Source organism: Streptomyces sp. NPDC048420, from assembly GCF_040651535.1.
Taxonomy (GTDB): Bacteria; Actinomycetota; Actinomycetes; order Streptomycetales; family Streptomycetaceae; genus Streptomyces.
The window spans coordinates 37,825-53,411 of the sequence record NZ_JBEZKG010000028.1; the positions used below are offsets into that span (position 1 = coordinate 37,825).

Annotated in this window: 14 protein-coding genes and 2 pseudogenes; 7 read left to right on the top strand and 9 right to left on the bottom strand. The window is 71.3% G+C overall.

Features of this window, described 5'->3' with window-relative positions:
* Positions 1 to 76: 76 nt before the first annotated feature.
* A complete protein-coding gene (locus AB0D34_RS38475) occupies positions 77 to 1,495 on the bottom strand; it encodes a HEAT repeat domain-containing protein (RefSeq protein WP_362670627.1) in 1,419 nt (472 codons plus the stop codon).
* A gap of 300 nt (positions 1,496 to 1,795) precedes the next feature.
* Complete coding sequence (locus tag AB0D34_RS38480; protein ID WP_362670630.1) at positions 1,796 to 2,188, bottom strand: ankyrin repeat domain-containing protein; 393 nt, start codon at positions 2,186 to 2,188, stop codon at positions 1,796 to 1,798.
* Positions 2,189 to 2,403: 215 nt separating this feature from the next.
* On the opposite strand from AB0D34_RS38480, the gene AB0D34_RS38485 reads away from it, so the two are divergent.
* Both AB0D34_RS38485 and AB0D34_RS38490 read left to right on the top strand, forming a co-directional pair.
* Positions 2,404 to 2,598 carry a hypothetical protein gene (locus tag AB0D34_RS38485; RefSeq protein WP_007380617.1) on the top strand — a complete coding sequence of 65 codons (195 nt, stop codon included), beginning with the start codon at positions 2,404 to 2,406 and terminating at the stop codon, positions 2,596 to 2,598.
* Between the two features lie 40 nt (positions 2,599 to 2,638).
* Complete coding sequence (locus AB0D34_RS38490) at positions 2,639 to 4,195, top strand: hypothetical protein (RefSeq protein WP_362670633.1); 1,557 nt, start codon at positions 2,639 to 2,641, stop codon at positions 4,193 to 4,195.
* Between the two features lie 98 nt (positions 4,196 to 4,293).
* On the opposite strand, the gene AB0D34_RS38495 is transcribed toward AB0D34_RS38490, so the two are convergent.
* Positions 4,294 to 5,793, bottom strand: a complete 1,500-nt coding sequence (locus AB0D34_RS38495) for a PLP-dependent aminotransferase family protein (RefSeq protein ID WP_362670635.1) — start codon at positions 5,791 to 5,793, stop codon at positions 4,294 to 4,296.
* A 64-nt stretch (positions 5,794 to 5,857) separates the two neighbouring features.
* On the opposite strand from AB0D34_RS38495, the gene AB0D34_RS38500 reads away from it, so the two are divergent.
* The 4 genes from AB0D34_RS38500 to AB0D34_RS38515 all read left to right on the top strand — a co-directional run bounded on the left by AB0D34_RS38500 (position 5,858) and on the right by AB0D34_RS38515 (position 9,376).
* Positions 5,858 to 6,547, top strand: coding sequence for a hypothetical protein (locus AB0D34_RS38500; protein ID WP_362670637.1), 690 nt, complete (start codon positions 5,858 to 5,860; stop codon positions 6,545 to 6,547).
* Positions 6,544 to 7,311: a glycerophosphodiester phosphodiesterase gene (locus AB0D34_RS38505; protein ID WP_362670639.1), complete on the top strand. Its 768-nt coding sequence runs from the start codon at positions 6,544 to 6,546 to the stop codon at positions 7,309 to 7,311. The genes AB0D34_RS38500 and AB0D34_RS38505 overlap by 4 nt, the downstream gene beginning before the upstream one ends.
* A gap of 65 nt (positions 7,312 to 7,376) precedes the next feature.
* On the top strand, positions 7,377 to 8,732 hold the full coding sequence (locus AB0D34_RS38510) for an MFS transporter (RefSeq protein WP_362670642.1): 1,356 nt from the start codon (positions 7,377 to 7,379) through the stop codon (positions 8,730 to 8,732).
* A 269-nt stretch (positions 8,733 to 9,001) separates the two neighbouring features.
* Positions 9,002 to 9,376, top strand: a complete 375-nt coding sequence (locus tag AB0D34_RS38515; RefSeq protein WP_003977404.1) for an RNA polymerase-binding protein RbpA — start codon at positions 9,002 to 9,004, stop codon at positions 9,374 to 9,376.
* A gap of 126 nt (positions 9,377 to 9,502) precedes the next feature.
* On the opposite strand, the gene fxsA is transcribed toward AB0D34_RS38515, so the two are convergent.
* From fxsA to AB0D34_RS38535, 4 genes are all read right to left on the bottom strand, one after another.
* Positions 9,503 to 10,063, bottom strand: a complete 561-nt coding sequence (fxsA, locus tag AB0D34_RS38520; RefSeq protein ID WP_362670644.1) for an FxsA family membrane protein — start codon at positions 10,061 to 10,063, stop codon at positions 9,503 to 9,505.
* Between the two features lie 72 nt (positions 10,064 to 10,135).
* Positions 10,136 to 10,930 carry a polyprenol monophosphomannose synthase gene (locus AB0D34_RS38525; protein ID WP_362670646.1) on the bottom strand — a complete coding sequence of 265 codons (795 nt, stop codon included), beginning with the start codon at positions 10,928 to 10,930 and terminating at the stop codon, positions 10,136 to 10,138.
* A gap of 547 nt (positions 10,931 to 11,477) precedes the next feature.
* Complete coding sequence (locus tag AB0D34_RS38530) at positions 11,478 to 13,064, bottom strand: amidohydrolase (RefSeq protein ID WP_362670647.1); 1,587 nt, start codon at positions 13,062 to 13,064, stop codon at positions 11,478 to 11,480.
* A 146-nt stretch (positions 13,065 to 13,210) separates the two neighbouring features.
* On the bottom strand, positions 13,211 to 13,651 hold the full coding sequence (locus tag AB0D34_RS38535; protein ID WP_189419067.1) for an Lrp/AsnC family transcriptional regulator: 441 nt from the start codon (positions 13,649 to 13,651) through the stop codon (positions 13,211 to 13,213).
* Positions 13,652 to 13,927: 276 nt separating this feature from the next.
* On the opposite strand from AB0D34_RS38535, the gene AB0D34_RS38540 reads away from it, so the two are divergent.
* The gene (locus tag AB0D34_RS38540) at positions 13,928 to 14,359 is read left to right on the top strand and encodes a hypothetical protein (protein ID WP_362670649.1); all 432 of its coding nucleotides are present in this window, start codon (positions 13,928 to 13,930) and stop codon (positions 14,357 to 14,359) included.
* Positions 14,360 to 14,369: 10 nt separating this feature from the next.
* On the opposite strand, the pseudogene AB0D34_RS38545 reads toward AB0D34_RS38540, so the two are convergent.
* Positions 14,370 to 14,489, bottom strand: a pseudogene (locus AB0D34_RS38545) (phosphotransferase family protein); the annotation flags it as partial.
* Positions 14,485 to 15,459, bottom strand: a pseudogene (locus AB0D34_RS38550) (hypothetical protein); the annotation flags it as partial. The pseudogenes AB0D34_RS38545 and AB0D34_RS38550, both read right to left, overlap by 5 nt.
* Between the last annotated feature and the right edge of the window lie 128 nt (positions 15,460 to 15,587).

Below are 15,587 nucleotides of genomic sequence, written 5' to 3' on the forward strand. Positions count from 1 at the left end.
ATACCTGACCCGGGGGTCACCCCGAGTTCATCCGGCGGGCGTGACGGTGCCCACCGGTTCACCTCCGGGGCCGGTTTCACATGGCGGCCGTGTCCGGTCCGATGCGGCTGCGCACCACGGTCTGCACCTCGGTCTCCTCGGCCGGATCGGCGGCGAGCCTGCGCAGTCGTTCCACGACCCGGGCGTCACCGGTCTCGGCGTGCCGGGCGGCGATCTCGCGAGTGGTCTCCTCGCAGTCCCAGAGGCACTCGACGGCGAATCCGGTGGCGAAGGAGGGGTCGGTGGCGGCGAGCGCGTGGGCGGCGCGGCCGCGGAGATGGGAGGACGCCGTCTCCCGGTAGATATGGCGCAGCACGGGGGCGGCGCAGGCGATGCCCAGCCGTCCGGTGCCGTCGACGAGGGTCCACAGGGTCGGCGCGTCGGGGCCCTCACCCCGTACGGCCTCCCGGAGGGCCGCGAGCACCAGGTCCCGGTCCTGGACGCCGCCCAGGCAGGCGAGCATGCGTCCGGCGGCGGCGCCCAACGGATCGGGCCGTCGGGCCCAGCCGCGGGCCCGGTCGACGGCGGCGATACTGCGCATGCGTTCGAACGAGTCGAGCGCGGCCTCCACGACGGCTGTCGAGCCGGTGACGACGGCCGCCTCGATCAGGTCGAAGGCCTCGGGATCATTGCTGTCGGCGAGATAGCGCAGGGCGGTGCAGCGGGCCCCGTCGGTGCCGTCCTTGGCGGCCGCGAGGATGTCGGGCCGGTCCTCGGGGCCTGCGACGGCGGTCAGGCAGCGGGCAGCGGGCACATGCAGCGCGGCCCCCCGCTCGACCCCTTGCTGTGCCCACTCGAAGACGGCCTGCACGCTCCACCCCGGTCGGGGCCCGGCGGGTCGCATCTGGCGTTGCCAGCGGTCGAAACAGCCGGCCTCCTGAGCGGCACGCACACGGGTGGAGACCGATTCGCGGGGATCGTCGGCCCACAGCCGCCATGGCCTCGGCTCGAAGGCGTCACGGACGGCGGCGGCCAGCTCGGCCTCGCCCTCCGGATCGGTCGCGAACCGCGCGAGTACGGGCGCGGCCAGGGAACGCAGGCCCGCGTCATCGTCGCGCAGCGCCAGTTCGTCCAGCGCCCAGGCCCAGTTGGAGCCTGAGGCGGCGTACCTCCGCAGCAGTTCGAGCGCGTCGCGCCTGCCATAGGAGGCGAGGTGGCCGAGGACGGCGAGGGCGAGGCCCGTGCGTGACTCCTCGGTGTCGAAGACGTCGTCCACCTCGAAGAGGTGCGCCTCGATCTCGTCCAGCTCGCCGTTGAGGTCGAGGTAGAGACGGGCGTAGTAAAGGGAGCGGTTCTCCACCTGCCAGTCGTGGCGGGGATCGCGCAGCACGCAGTGGTTCAGGGCCGCGAGCGCCTCGGCGCGCGGGGCGGTGAGCGCGTGCAGCGTGCCGTCGCCGCGGCCCCGCTGAAGCAGGCCGAGCAGCGTACCGCTGGGCGCTATGACCGGATCGAACATGGGAAACAGCCTCACATCAAGCGTCGACGCAACCGGGGACGTGCATTACCTGGCCGCGTGACAACACGTCGGGGCGCCCGCCGTTTCCTGCTTGCTGCAAGCCATCTTCCTCTGCCTCTCGTCGGTGGCCCATGCGGACCGTTTCACGGTCCACGCGGTGCGGCATCACCTGCCCAGCCATCCCGTCCGTGAACCACGACGTCATGATGACTCGGCACTTACATCTGCCGCGACCGAAATTTCGGCGGCCCTGTACCGCCTCCCCCGTTTTCCTTGTTTTCGCTGGTCAGAACAGACGGATCAGTGTGCGCCGAACAAGTCGAGCAGTTCGGCCCTGCCGAACATCCGGGCCGTGTCGACGGCCGAGGGGGTGCCCTCGGAGGGGTCGGCGCCGCCCTCCAGCAGAGCCTTGATGACGTCCGCGGAGCCCTTGAAGACAGCCCCGGCGAGCGGTGTCTGACCCCGGTCGTTGACTCCGCCCGCAGCCGCCCCACGGGCCACCAGCGCACGTACCGCGTCCGCGTGCCCGTGATAGGCGGCGAGCATCACGAGGGAGTCCCCGCGGTCGTTGGTGAGGCCGGCCGGGACACCCGCGTCGACGTACGCCACGAGCGCCTCGGTCTGTCCCTGCCGGGCCAGATCGAAGATCTTGGTCGCCAGCTCCACGACCTCGGGGTCGGGGGCTTCAGTCATCGGCCGGTCCGCCTCTCATGCAACCGTTCAGGTGAATCGCAAGGGTACTGGCTCGCGCGGCACATGACCCGAAGTGCCGGAGGTAAAGATCACACGACTCTGCCAACCCAGTGAAATCAAAAGAATTTCACCCATTTGCACCTTTTGTCGTATGGATACATGCTGTGATCCTGGAAGTACTCATGGTGACTGTCCCCACGAACCAGGAGCACGAAATGATCCTCTCCATCTCGGGTGTCGTACTGCTCGGCATCGTCGTCTTCATCTTCTTCCGCAAGGACGGGCTCAAGGCCTCGCACGCCCTGATCTCGGCGTTGTTCGGCTTCTACCTGGCCAGCACGGCCATCGCCCCGAGCATCAAGGCCGGTGGCGAGAGCCTGGCGAGCCTCCTCGGCGGCATCAAGTTCTGACGCCGCCCCTTCCGTCCGTACGCACCTTCAGGAGACAGCCGTGGCCCGCCGCCCCCTCCCCCGCATCCTGAGCACAGGCAGCGCGCAGATCGCCCGGAGCCGGGAGCTGGCCCGGACGGCGGCCGACAGCGCCACCGACGTCCTCCACCCGTTGATCACGATCACCCGGGGCTTCGGCCGCCTGGCCGCGGCCGCGCGGCGCAGGTGGGCCGAGACCCCCAAGGACAAGCGCGGGCCACTGCTCTTCCTGGTGGCCACGGTGGTCCTGGTCGTGGCGCTCGTTCCGTACGGCCCGCTGCTCGCCGTCATCTCCGTGATGGCGGCGGCAGCGTGGCACGGCCGGGACCGCAGTCAGCCGGAACCGGAAGGCCCCGACGAGTCGCAGACACAGCGTCTGAGGTCGCTGTACGACGCGCTCGTCCCGTACTTCTCGGCCGCCGAGGACCCGGACCCGCTCTACACGCACGGCGGCGAGTGGGAGAAGGCCTTCCCCGCGTACGACTTCGACGGCAGCGGCCGCATCACCCACCTGCTGATCCGCTACCCGGCGTACTTCACCGACGGCGAGGCCGAGTCCCGGGCCCGCATCGAACAGTTGCTGCACGCCAAGTCGGGCCGCGGCCGGGAGTACCACTTCACCTGGGACGAGGAGGGCAACGAGCTCACGGTCACCGTCCTCGCCCCGCTGCCCACCGACATCACCGCCCAGCGCTTCGTCACCGCCCCGGGCGAGACGGTGCTCGGCTTCACCGACCCCACCCAGGTCCAGCGCACGCTCCCGCTCGGCTACGGCGACGAGCAGCGCGACGTCCCGCCGGTCGTCTGGCGCACCGGCATCCGCTCCACCGAACCGCACCTCCTGGTCATGGGCCAGCCGGGCAGCGGCACCTCGACCCTGCTGCGTTCGATCGCGCTCCAGGCCCTTCAGTACGGCGATGTCGTCATCGTCGAGGGCGGCGGCACCGGCGAGTACGCGTGCCTGACCGGGCGGGACGGCGTCCTCGCGGTGGAGTGCGGGCTGGCGGGTGCGCTGGCGAGCCTCGAATGGGCGGCGACCGAGACGGAGCGCCGTCTCATCGCGACCAACCGGGCCCGGCAGGCCGGCCAGCCGCCGCCGGACGACACCAAGCGCCCGCTGTGGATCCTCCTCGACCGTCCGAGCGCCTTCGCCCACCTGGCCGCCGCGGACGGCCGCAAGGATCCGCAGTCCCTGCTCCAGGTCCCCCTGCGGCACGGGCGTGCGGCGAACGTCACGGTGGTGGTGGCCGAACAGTTCGACAGTTCGGAGGCGTTGAGCGAGCCGGTGCGGCAGCACACACGCGCGCGTGTCGTGCTGGGGTCTGCGACGCCGGAGCAGTTGGAGGCGGTGCTGGGGGCGCCGCCGCACACGACGCCGGTGGCGCAGGTGCCTGCCGGTCGTGGGTACGCCCGCCTGGGTACGGGCCCGGTGCATCGGATTCAGGTGCCGGCGACTCCGGATCCGTACGACGACGCGACGAGTGAGGTGGATCGGCAGGCGGTGCTGGCGTTGTTGCCGGCGCGGACCACTCCTGTGGAGGACGTGCCGGCGGAGGCGGTAGTCGCCGACGCGCCGTAACTCCGGGCGGTTGTCGAGCAGCTGCCGGTGCGTGGGGGCTGATCGCGCCCACGCGGCGAAGCCGCACATCGACAGAGCCCCGCGCCCCTAAAGGCGCTTCACGCAACGAAGGTTCGAGGGGACTCCCCGCCGCCTGACCCACCGCTCTCCACGATCCGCGCCGCCGCGGCCAACCTGGCCGCCGCCTCCTCGGCCACCGCGCCACCGACCGTGAACGGCAGGCGCACATATCCCTCGAACGCCCCGTCGACCCCGAACCGCGGCCCCGACGGCACCCGCACTCCCACCCGCTCCCCCGCTTCCGCCAGCCGCGAACCGGACAAGCCCCCGACCCGGACCCACAGCGTCAGCCCACCCCTGGGCACCTCGAACCCCCACGTCGGCAGTTCCTTGCGCAGAGCCGTCACCAGCGCGTCCCGGTTGTCCCGAGCCTGGACCCGCCGCAACTCCACGGCCTGCTCCCAGCCCCCGGTGCTGAACAGCCAGTTCACCGCCAGCTGCTCCAGTACAGGGGTACCGAGATCGGCGTAGGCGCGCGCGGCGACCAGACTGCGGATCACGTCCGGTGCCGCGCGGACCCACCCGATCCGCATACCCGCCCAGAACGCCTTGCTGGCCGAGCCGACGGTGACCACGGTGGAGCCGGCCGGGTCGAAGGCGCACACCGGACGCGGCATCGAGACGTCCTCGTCCAGCCACAGCTCGCTCATCGTCTCGTCGGCCACCAGCACGGTCCCCGCGGACCGCGCCGCCTCCACCAACTGCCGCCGCTGGTCCTCACCGGCCAGCGCGCCGGTCGGATTGTGGAAGTCGGCGACGACATAGGCGATCCGCGGCGCCGCGTCCCGCAGCACCTGACGCCATCGGTCGAGGTCCCAGCCGGTCAGCCCCTCCGCCATCGCGACGGGCACGAGCCGGGCGCCCGCCTCCCGCATCAGCTGAAGGATGTTCGCGTAGGACGGCGACTCCACCGCGATGCGTTCGCCCCGGCCGCCGAAGAGGTGGCAGATCGCGTCGATCGCGCCCATGGCCCCCGTCGTCACCATGATCTGCTCCGGCATCGTCGGGATGCCGCGGGCGGTGTACCGCTCGGCGATCATCGCGCGCAGCGCCGGAAGACCCGCCGGATAGTCGCCGTGCGTGTGGGCGTACGGCGGCAGTTCCTCCAGGGCGCCCTGCACCGCGCGCGTCAGCCACGGTTCGGGGGCGGGCAGGGCGGCGGTGCCCAGGTCGATCATGGAACCGAGGGCCTCGGGCGGGAGGGGTTCGAGGCCACGCGCGGGGAGCGGGTTGCCGGCCGGTACGGCCGTCCAACTGCCCGCGCCGCGCCGGGACTCCAGGAATCCCTCGGCGCGCAGGGCCTCGTAGGCCGCCGCGACGGTCGTACGGCTGACGGAGAGGGAGAGGGCCAGCTCGCGTTCGGCGGGCAGCCGGGCGGCCACCGGAACGCGGCCCTCCAGGACCAGCAGGCGGATGCCGTCGGCGAGCGCGCGGTAGGCCGGCGGGCGGCGGGTGCCGGGGCCCGCCGGGCGGTCCTGCTGGGAGTTGAGCAGCCGGGCGAGCTGCGCGGCACCCATCGCCGAGGTCCACTGCGCCACTGAAATCAGTCCACCTTCCCCGAATTGGCCATGGATGGCATGCCATCCATGGCCACAGGGTGTCATGCGTCAGGCCACTACCACCACAGGGGGACCCACCTTGTCCACGAAGAGCCGTCTCGGGCGACGGTTGATCCAGCTGTACGTCGGACTCGCTCTGTACGGGGCCAGCTCGGCGCTGCTCGTCGAGGCGGGCCTGGGCCTTGAGCCCTGGGGAGTGCTGCACCAAGGGCTGGCCGAGCTGACGGGCCTGTCCATCGGCGTCGTGTCGATCGTCGTGGGCGCGGCGGTGCTGCTCCTGTGGATCCCGTTGCGCCAGCGGCCGGGACTCGGCACGGTCTCCAATGTCTTCGTGGTCGGCATCGCCATGGACGCCACCCTCGCGGCGGTGCCGACGGTGCACGGTCTCGCCGCGCAGATCCCTCTGCTCCTCGCCGGGATCGTGCTCAACGGTGTGGCCACCGGCCTCTACATCGCCGCCGACTTCGGACCGGGCCCCAGGGACGGCCTGATGACCGGTCTGCACCGGCGGACGGGACGCTCGATCCGGCTGATGCGGACCGCGGTCGAAGTGGCCGTCGTGGTCACGGGCTTCGTCCTCGGCGGCACGATCGGCGTCGGCACCATCCTCTACGCCCTGGCCATCGGCCCGCTCGCCCAGCTCTTCCTGCGGGTGTTCGCCGTCCGCCCGGCATCCGACGGCAGCACGGTCGTTGCCACCGGGCAACCGCAGGGAGCGATACTGCGTCCGTGACCTCGCGGATACGCCACCCCTACCTCGACCATCCCGGCGCCATCCCCTTCGCCCACCGGGGCGGGGCGGCGGACGGCCTGGAGAACACCGCGTTCCAGTTCCGGCGGGCGGTCGAGGCGGGCTACCGCTACCTGGAGACCGACGTCCACGCCACGGCGGACGGCAAGCTCGTCGCCTTCCATGACACGACACTGGACCGGGTGACCGACGGAGCCGGCCGGATAGCGGACCTGCCCTGGACGGACGTACGGCACGCGCGCGTGGCGGGCCAGGAGCCGGTGCCGCTCTTCGAGGAGCTCCTGGAGACCTTCCCCGGAGCCCGCTGGAACGTCGACATCAAGGCCGAGCCGGCCCTCCAGCCGCTGCTGGACCTCATCGAGCGCACCAACACCTGGGACCGCATCTGTGTCGGCTCCTTCTCCGAGGCACGGGTCGTGCGCGCCCAGCGGCTGGCCGGGCCGCGCCTGGCGACGTCGTACGGCACAAGAGGCGTCCTCAACCTGCGGCTGCGCTCCTGGGGAGTGCCCGCGGCACTGCGCCGCTCGGCCGTCGCCGCCCAGGTGCCCGAGGTCCAGTCCGGCATCCAGGTGGTCGACCACCGCTTCGTACGCGTTGCTCACGCGCGCGGGCTCCAGGTGCACGTGTGGACCGTCAACGAGGCCGATCGCATGCACCGGCTTCTGGACCTGGGAGTCGATGGCATCATGACCGATCACATCGACACACTGCGCAAGGTCATGGAGGACCGGGGCGTCTGGGTCTGACCCACGACCGACCCGCCCGTCCCCCCGGCCTACGCACGGCACTTCACGGGGAAGCGAGGGCACGGGTGGGCACCGACACCGTGCGGGCGGGCTCGGCGGACGAGGCCGCCGACCGGCGGCGCGAGCAGCGCGGCTGGTACTTCTACGACTGGGCGTGCTCCGTCTACTCGACGAGCGTGCTCACCGTGTTCCTGGGCCCCTATCTGACCTCGGTCGCCAAGAACGCGGCGGACTCCGACGGGTACGTCCATCCCCTGGGCATCCCGGTGCGCGCCGGTTCCTTCTTCGCGTACTCGGTGTCCCTGTCGGTGGTCGTGGCCGTGCTGGTGATGCCTCTGGTGGGTGTCGCCGCCGACCGCACCGGCCGCAAGAAGCCCCTGCTGGCCGCGGCCGCGTACACCGGAGCCGCCGCGACGACCGGCATGTTCTTCCTGGGCGGCGAGCGGTATCTCCTCGGCGGGGTCCTGCTGGTCGTCGCGAACGCCGCGGCGGCCGTCGGCACGATGCTCTACAACTCCTACCTTCCGCAGATCGCCCCGCCCGAGGAGCGCGACGCGGTCTCGTCCAAGGGCTGGGCCTTCGGTTACGCGGCGGGCGCCCTGGTCCTGGTCGCGAACCTCGTGCTCTACATGGGCCACGACTCCTTCGGCCTCTCCGAGAGCGCCGCGGTCCGCATCTGTCTGGCCTCGGCCGGTCTGTGGTGGGGCGCCTTCGCACTGATTCCGCTACGACGGCTGCGCGACCGCCGCTCCTCTGGGAGGGACGACCAAGAACCCACCGCCCCCGGCTTCCGGCAGCTCGCGGCCACCGTCCGCGACATGCGCCGCCACCCGCTCACCCTCGCCTTCCTGCTCGCGTACCTCGTCTACAACGACGGCATCCAGACCGTGATCTCCCAGGCGTCGATCTACGGCTCCGAGGAACTGGACCTCGGGCAGTCCACGCTGATCGCGGCCGTGCTTCTGGTACAGGTGCTGGCGGTGGCGGGGGCGCTGGCCCTCGGCCGGATCGCCCGGACGTACGGGGCCAAGCGCACGATCCTCGGCTCGCTGGTGGCCTGGGCGGTGGTCCTGGGGGCCGGGTACTTCCTGCCCGCCGGTGCCCCCGTGTGGTTCTTCGTCCTGGCCGCCGGCATCGGGCTCGTGCTCGGCGGCAGCCAGGCCCTGTCGCGCTCCCTCTTCTCCCACCTCGTCCCGCCCGGCAAGGAGGCCGAGTACTTCTCGGCGTACGAGATGAGCGACCGTGGCATGAGCTGGCTGGGCCCGCTGCTGTTCGGGATCACCTACCAGGTAACCGGAAGTTATCGGGACGCGATCATCTCCCTGGTGGCCTTCTTCGTCATCGGATTCGCCCTGCTCGCAAGGGTTCCGGTGCGGCGGGCGATCAGCGACGCGGGCAATCCGGTACCCGAAAGGATTTAGCGTTCAACGCGAAAGCGCTGTAGTGTACGCGTTTGGCCTGCCAGGCGTACCGTTACTGCGCGTCAAAGATGCCGAAACGCTGGGTCACATCTGCTAGCAGATGTGACAAACCGGGCGCTGGTGGGTACAACAAGGGGCGGCTACGACGGCGACGCATTTGCCCGGGACGGGACCCGGAACGGGAATCTTTACCGCCGACCGGACGTTGACCGGTATGACGACGACAGCGACACCTGTCCTGTGGGCGACAAGCCCGGGAGGCACGATTCATGAGTGAGCGAGCTCTTCGCGGCACGCGCCTCGTGGTGACCAGCTACGAGACGGACCGCGGCATCGACCTGGCCCCGCGCCAGGCCGTGGAGTACGCATGCGAGAAGGGACATCGCTTCGAGATGCCCTTCTCGGTCGAGGCGGAGATCCCGCCGGAGTGGGAGTGCAAGGTCTGCGGGGCCCAGGCACTCCTGGTGGACGGCGACGGCCCTGAAGAGAAGAAGGCCAAGCCCGCGCGTACGCATTGGGACATGCTGATGGAGCGACGCACCCGTGAGGAACTCGAAGAGGTCCTCGAGGAGCGTCTGGCGGTTCTGCGCTCCGGGGCGATGAACATCGCTGTTCATCCCCGGGACAGCCGCAAGTCGGCGTAGTCCTTGCGGGACTGAGCCGGAAAACAGCGCAATAGGTAACCGCGGGCGCCGTACGTGAAGTCGACGTACGGCGCCCGCGGTTTCGCGCCGTCCGGGCCCTGACGCTGTCCGCGCCCGGACGGGGGTTCAGCCCGTGAGCGGCGGCTTCGGAGTGTCCCGCGGTTCGGGGCGGTCCTCGCGGATGACCTCGCCCTGGACCACCTTGCCGTCAGGCCGGTGCATACGAGCCTGCTGGAACGCGTCCCCCAGGGTGCCCGGGGCGGCGGCGCGGAGCTTGCGGTCGAAGGTGCGCTCGGCGTAGCGGCCGATGGCCTTCTGGACCGGCGGGAGCAGCAGAAGCAGGCCCGCCGCGTCCGAGATCAGACCGGGGATCATCAGGAGCAGGCCGCCCAGCATCATCAGGCCGTTGCCGCCGCTGCCGGAGCTCGACGGGGCGCCGCCCCGCTGGAGCGCCTCGTTCAGGTTCTGGAAGGCACGGCGGCCGGCCCGCTTGATCACCACCGAGCCGAGCACGAAGCCGGCGACCAGCAGAAGGAACACCGCGAAACCGCTCGCCGCGCCCGCGACCACGGTCAGCAGCCAGATCTCCAGCACCAGCCAGGCGGCGACGCCCAGCGGCAGGAAGGTGCGCATACGGGAACGGCGGGGCCGGACGGGGTATGTGGGGGTCGGAGCGCCTGTCGTCATGCGTCCAGTGTGCCTGGGCGCGGCTCAGCACGGGATAAGGGGCTGATCAACCGCGGCTGTGAGGTCGTACGCCTACGACTGTGGGCGCTTTCCCCGCGCTGTGATCCTGCCGACCCGCTCCCCCACACCCCACGTGGTGACCCGCCACAGGGCCTCCACCAGGATGTCGCGGCTCATCTTGGAGTCGCCGTGTTCGCGCTCGACGAAGGTGATCGGCACCTCGACGACCTGGTAGCCGGCCTTGACCGCGCGGCGGGCCAGGTCGACCTGGAAGCAGTAGCCCTGGGAGGCGACGTCGTCGAGGCCGAGACCTTCGAGGGTCTCGCGGCGGAACGCGCGGTAGCCGCCGGTGATGTCACGCAGGGGCAGGTCGAGGGCGACGCGCGAGTAGAGGCTTCCGCCGCGGGAGATGAACTCGCGGGACTTGGGCCAGTTCACGACACGGCCGCCGGGCACCCAGCGGGAGCCGAGGACCAGGTCGGCGCTCTTGAGGGCGGTCAGCAGGCGGGGCAGTTCCTCGGGCTGGTGGGAGCCGTCGGCGTCCATCTCGACCAGGACGCCGTAGCCGTGCTCCAGGCCCCAGCGGAAGCCCGCGAGATAAGCGGCGCCGAGACCCTCCTTGCCCTTGCGGTGCAGGACCTGGACGTGGTCGTCGTCGACCGCCAGCTCGTCGGCGAACTTGCCGGTGCCGTCGGGGCTGTTGTCGTCGGCCACGAGGACGTGCGCCTCCGGGACGGCCTTGCGTACCCGGCCGACGATGGCCTTGATGTTCTCCGCCTCGTTGTAGGTCGGGATGATCACCAACGCCGTGCCGAGCGGGCCGAACCGCCTCCCCTGTGCCGTCAGGGTCCCGTCGCCGTCGTTCACTGCTGCCCCTTCGAGTCATTGCTCAGGCGTCCACCATAGTGGGCTCGGCCTGCGATGACGTGACAAGGCGTTCGTATGCTGGTGTCGTTTCCACAAGAGCGGGGTAAGAGTCCGATTTTCGCCCTTGTAAGGTCGTGGCGGTAGCTGCGGATGGGGGCCCGGCGCCCTTCGGGCCGACCTGGGGCCCGCTGGCTGCGGGTCGACCTAAAGCCGTTGTCTACTGAGCGCCCGGGCCCCACCCGGGTCACACCTCCCCGGCCGGACGGAACGTTCCCTCGCCGTGGCGCGAGCGCTGAGCCTGGCTCCCAGTGGCGGTGTTCCGGTGCGGCACACCGTCCCTGACCCAGCGGCGCTGCGACGACTCGGCGGAGGTTCCCCGGTCGGGCGTCCGGTGGTGGACCCGGCCGAACCTACCGGCCCCCTGCCGTCGGCTGTCAACAGTTGTTTGACCTGGGCGTCTGCCGTCAATGCCCTGGTCAGCGCGGAGGATGCGCAGGTCGCGCGACAGGGCGGCGGCGGCCGATCGGGGCCGCGCCACCCCCGGAGATCACTCGACCGGCCCTGCGAAGACCGTCCGTCCGCCGACCACGGTGCGCAGACAGACGGGCAGGTCACGGCCCGGCGTCAGATCGGGCAGACCGGGAGTGCCGGAGCGGGGGTCGGTGGACCAGCGGGCGACCCGGTCGTCGGGGGCCTGGACGACCAGTTCGTCGGTGCGCCACACGGCGTAGTCCGCGGGGGCGCCGGGCACCAGGACGCCCGCGTCGTCGCGGCCGATCGCCCGCCAGCCGCCGCGGGTGTGGGCGGTGAAGGCGGCGCGCACGGACACGCGGTGCTCGCGGGTGTGGTGGAAGGCGGCGGCACGGACCGTGCCCCAGGGGTCGAGCGGGGTGACCGGGCTGTCGGAGCCGAAGGCGAGGGGGACACCGGCGCGCAGGAGCGCCGCGAAGGGGTTCAGACGGCCCGCCCGGTCCCCGCCGAGGCGCTGGACGTACATGCCGTCCTCGCCGCCCCACAGGGCGTCGAAGGCGGGCTGGACGGAGGCGGTGAGCCCGAGCTCGGCGAAGGCGGCGATCGCCTCGGGGGTGAGCAGCTCGGCGTGCTCGACGCGGTGCCGGGCGGCGCGGACGCGGGCGAGTCCGAGCTTCTCCGCTGCCGCGCGGACGCCCTCGACCACGGCGGTCACGGCCGCGTCGCCGATCGCGTGGAAGCCCGCCTGGAGGCCCGCCTCGGTGCAGGCGGTGACATGGGCCGCCACGGCCGCGGCGTCCAGGTAGGCGATGCCGGTGTGCCCGGCGTCGGCGTACGGCTCGTGCAGGCAGGCGGTGTGCGAGCCGAGGGCGCCGTCCACGAAGAGGTCTCCGGCGGCGCCGACCGCGCCGAGCTCGCGCGCCTTGTCGACGTTCTGTTCGGCCCAGTAGCCGACGACCCGTGGGCCGGCTTCCTGCGCGGCGAGCCCGAGCAGGCCGGTGAAGTCGTCCTCGGAGGAGATCTCGGGGCCTGCGCATTCGTGAACGGTGCCGATGCCGAGGGAGGCGGCGTGGGCGAGCGCGGCGCGTTGCGCTTCCTTGCGCTGGGCCGGGGAGACGGAGGCGAGCGCCTTGGAGCGGACGGCGTGGTGGGCGTCGGCCGTCAGGGGGCCGTCCACTGCTCCGAGGGACGTCATGTCGAGCAGGGCGGTCGTCGCCACCGCCGAGTGGACGTCGATGCGGCTCAGGTAGAGGGGGCGGCCACCGGTGGCTTCGTCGAGTTCCGCGCGCGTGGGCGGGCGGTCGGCGGTCCAGCGGGAGGCGTCCCAGCCGTGGCCGAGGAGGACAGGGTCGTTCGGGTGGGCGGCCGCGAACTCTCGTACGAGGTTCAGGGCGGCGTCCAGGGAGGGGGCGCCGGAGAGGTCGAGGCCGGTGAGGGCGAGGCCGGTGGCGGTGGTGTGCACATGTGCGTCGGTGAACGCGGGGGTGACCAGAGCGCCGTCCAGGTCCACGATCTCGTCGACGCCGTCCGCGAATGCGTCTGCGGCGCCTTCTGAGCCGACCCAGGCCACCTGTCCACGTTCGACGACCATCGCGGTGGCGAAGGGGTCGGCGGGGCTGTGGATCTCGCCGCGGCGGAGGAGGACGGTCTGCTGTTGGCTCATGAGGGACAGTGTTTCAGGGGGCATTTCGCCACGGGGGTGCGGGTTGTCTTGCGGGTTCCGGTCCGTCGTGGCTTGTCGCGCCCGCGTGGCGGAGCCGCCTATCGACACAGCCCCGCGCCCCTCGGGTGGGTGCAGTCCCTGTGGGATCAGATGCGGGGTGGGCGGGCCTCGTAGGGAGTCGACAGGACCACCGTCGTGCGAGTGGAGACGCCCGCCAACGACCTCAGACGGGCCAGCAGCTCCTCCAGCTCATGTGGAGTCGCCACCCGCACCTTGAGGATGTAGTTCTCATCGCCCGCGACGCTGTGGCAGGCCTCGATCTCGGGGACGCCGGACAGGCGGTCCGCGATGTCGTCGGGGGCGCTGGGGTCGAACGGTTTCACCGAGATGAACGCGGTCATGGGCAGGCCCACCGCCTCGGGGTCGACCACCGCGGCGTACCCGCGGATGACACCCCGCTGCTCCAGCCGTCGCACCCTCTGGTGCACGGCCGACGTGGACAGGCCCGTGGCCTTGCCCAGGTCCGTGTAACTCATCCGCCCGTCCTTGACGAGCAGCTGCACGATTTGTCGGTCCAGCTCCTCCATGGCGCAGAACCTACAGTGCGCCCGATCTCCTCGGATACCTGAGCGGCCCAGGTCATGCCCGGTTCGTGATGTGGCCAGTGGTTACAGGGGTATCTGTGGGCCGCCCGAGGGGACAAAGCGACCGCCACGGGCACCTGCAAGCGGCATGTGACGAAGGCCACACCCCCGTGAAGTCCTCCGTGATGTTCTCGTGATTACCGCCATGACGGGACGGGAAGTGCTTGCTGTGGTCGAGGCCGCAGTGCCTTCACGGCCCAGCCCGAGGGGGAGAACCCAATGCAGAGTCTTAAGCGCCCTGGTCGTACCGCGCCCAAGCGCCTGACGGTCGTCGAGTCCGAGCCGGAGGGTGTCGAACCCGACGCTCTCGACGACGAGTTCGACGCGTACGACACCTTCGAGATGTACCGGGTGATCTGCCCGGACTGCACGCAGTCCATCGCCCTGCTGGCGGACGAGGAGGTGCTGCCGGAGCACGCGCTGTGCGCCTCTCCGTGGAACCCCTTCGGCCTCACGGTCTGCGCCGGTACGGGCCGCAGGGCTTCCGAGGCCCGGTCTGCGGACGAGTCGGCGGAGCCCCAGGAGCAGGACACGGCCCTGCTGTTGACGCTCCCCCAGGGACTCGACTGGCGGACCCAGCCGTTCTCGCACGTGGGTGGCCCGGGTTCGCGCCCCATGCGCGTGCCGGTGATGCGCCGTCAGGCCGCCTGAGCCCTCTCCTTCAGTCCCAGTAGCTGCCCTGCACCATGGCCCGCACGCTGCCGTGGTGCAGGATCAGTGTGTCCGGGTCCGCCGGTACGGCCACTTCCCCGAAGTGCGCCTGGCGGTAGGCGATGCGCAGGGCGGCGTACAACGTAGGTGCGGCGGTCGGTCCAGTCGCGGCCCTGCCAGGTGCCGTGCTGCCAGTCGTCGGCCGGCGGGTAACCGGCCCCGAGCGCGAGCGGTGAGGAGGTGAGGACCTCCACCTCCAGCTCCATGGGCTTGCGAATGTCGCCGAGGTGTACGAGGGCTCGTTCGGGGTGGCGGGTGCCGGGGAGCGGTAGGTGATCTCCGGTTGCGGCCGGCCGAGTTGGTGGTCGCGGTGGCCGGGGCGGACCAGGAACGCGTCGTTGAGCGAGCGGTGGCCGTCGGCGTCCTCCTGGACGATCACCATGAGGAAGCGGTCGTCGAAGCGGACCGGACACCAGATCCAGTGGAAGCCCTCGGTCGGGTGCTCCTCCGCGAAGCGGCCACCCTCCTCCCCCGGCACCGGCCGCACACCCCAGCTGCGGTCGCGGGTCCCGGTCCAGCCCCGCACCCGGATCTCGCGACCGCCCGCCCGGATCCCAGCCGTCGCAGTGCCCGGCCTGCACGAACCGCCTGCCCTCCAGGGTGAGCCGGCCGCCCCGCCGCTGGAGGTGGTGCGGCTCCCAGAGGGCCGGGAAGTCGGCCGTCCAGTTGATCTCGTACGACAGCCCGTCCGGGTCGTCCGACGCCGTCCGGCAGCTCAGCACGAAGTCGCGCAGCGGGCGTTCGACGTGAATGCGCAGCGGGCCGACGGCCAGGTCGGTCCGGGCGTCGGCCCGCAGGGCGTCCGAGGCGCGCACCGTGTGCAGGGTGTCGCCGAGGCGGAGGGTCGCGTACGCGTCGATCACGCCGAGGTTGGGGTACACCCCGAGGCCGAGGATCAGCAGGGCGTGTCCGTCGTGGTCGAGGACGTGGAAGATGCAGCGGTCGTAGGCGTTGCGGTCCCCGGTCGCCACGTACTTCATGGACAGGGGCACCTGGTGCACGGGGTACTCGTCGAGCGGTACGGGGCGGTCGTCGGTCACGGCCGGCCTGCCTGCCTGCCTGCGGAGAGCTGACGGTACGTCAGGCCGGTGCGGGTGACCAGATGTCCGGCCGGACGTCCGCGAACTCACGCGCGATTGCGCGGGCCGTGACCCGACCGTCCCTCTCC

Excerpts from the sequence above, each read along its gene's own strand:
- AB0D34_RS38475 (WP_362670627.1), bottom strand. The coding sequence starts at position 1,495 with ATGTTCGATCCGGTCATAGCGCCCAGCGGTACGCTGCTCGGCCTGCTT.
- AB0D34_RS38480 (WP_362670630.1), bottom strand. The coding sequence starts at position 2,188 with ATGACTGAAGCCCCCGACCCCGAGGTCGTGGAGCTGGCGACCAAGATC.
- AB0D34_RS38485 (WP_007380617.1), top strand. The coding sequence starts at position 2,404 with ATGATCCTCTCCATCTCGGGTGTCGTACTGCTCGGCATCGTCGTCTTC.
- AB0D34_RS38500 (WP_362670637.1), top strand. The coding sequence starts at position 5,858 with ATGCGTCAGGCCACTACCACCACAGGGGGACCCACCTTGTCCACGAAG.
- AB0D34_RS38515 (WP_003977404.1), top strand. The coding sequence starts at position 9,002 with ATGAGTGAGCGAGCTCTTCGCGGCACGCGCCTCGTGGTGACCAGCTAC.
- fxsA (WP_362670644.1), bottom strand. The coding sequence starts at position 10,063 with ATGACGACAGGCGCTCCGACCCCCACATACCCCGTCCGGCCCCGCCGT.
- AB0D34_RS38530 (WP_362670647.1), bottom strand. The coding sequence starts at position 13,064 with ATGAGCCAACAGCAGACCGTCCTCCTCCGCCGCGGCGAGATCCACAGC.
- AB0D34_RS38535 (WP_189419067.1), bottom strand. The coding sequence starts at position 13,651 with ATGGAGGAGCTGGACCGACAAATCGTGCAGCTGCTCGTCAAGGACGGG.
- AB0D34_RS38540 (WP_362670649.1), top strand. The coding sequence starts at position 13,928 with ATGCAGAGTCTTAAGCGCCCTGGTCGTACCGCGCCCAAGCGCCTGACG.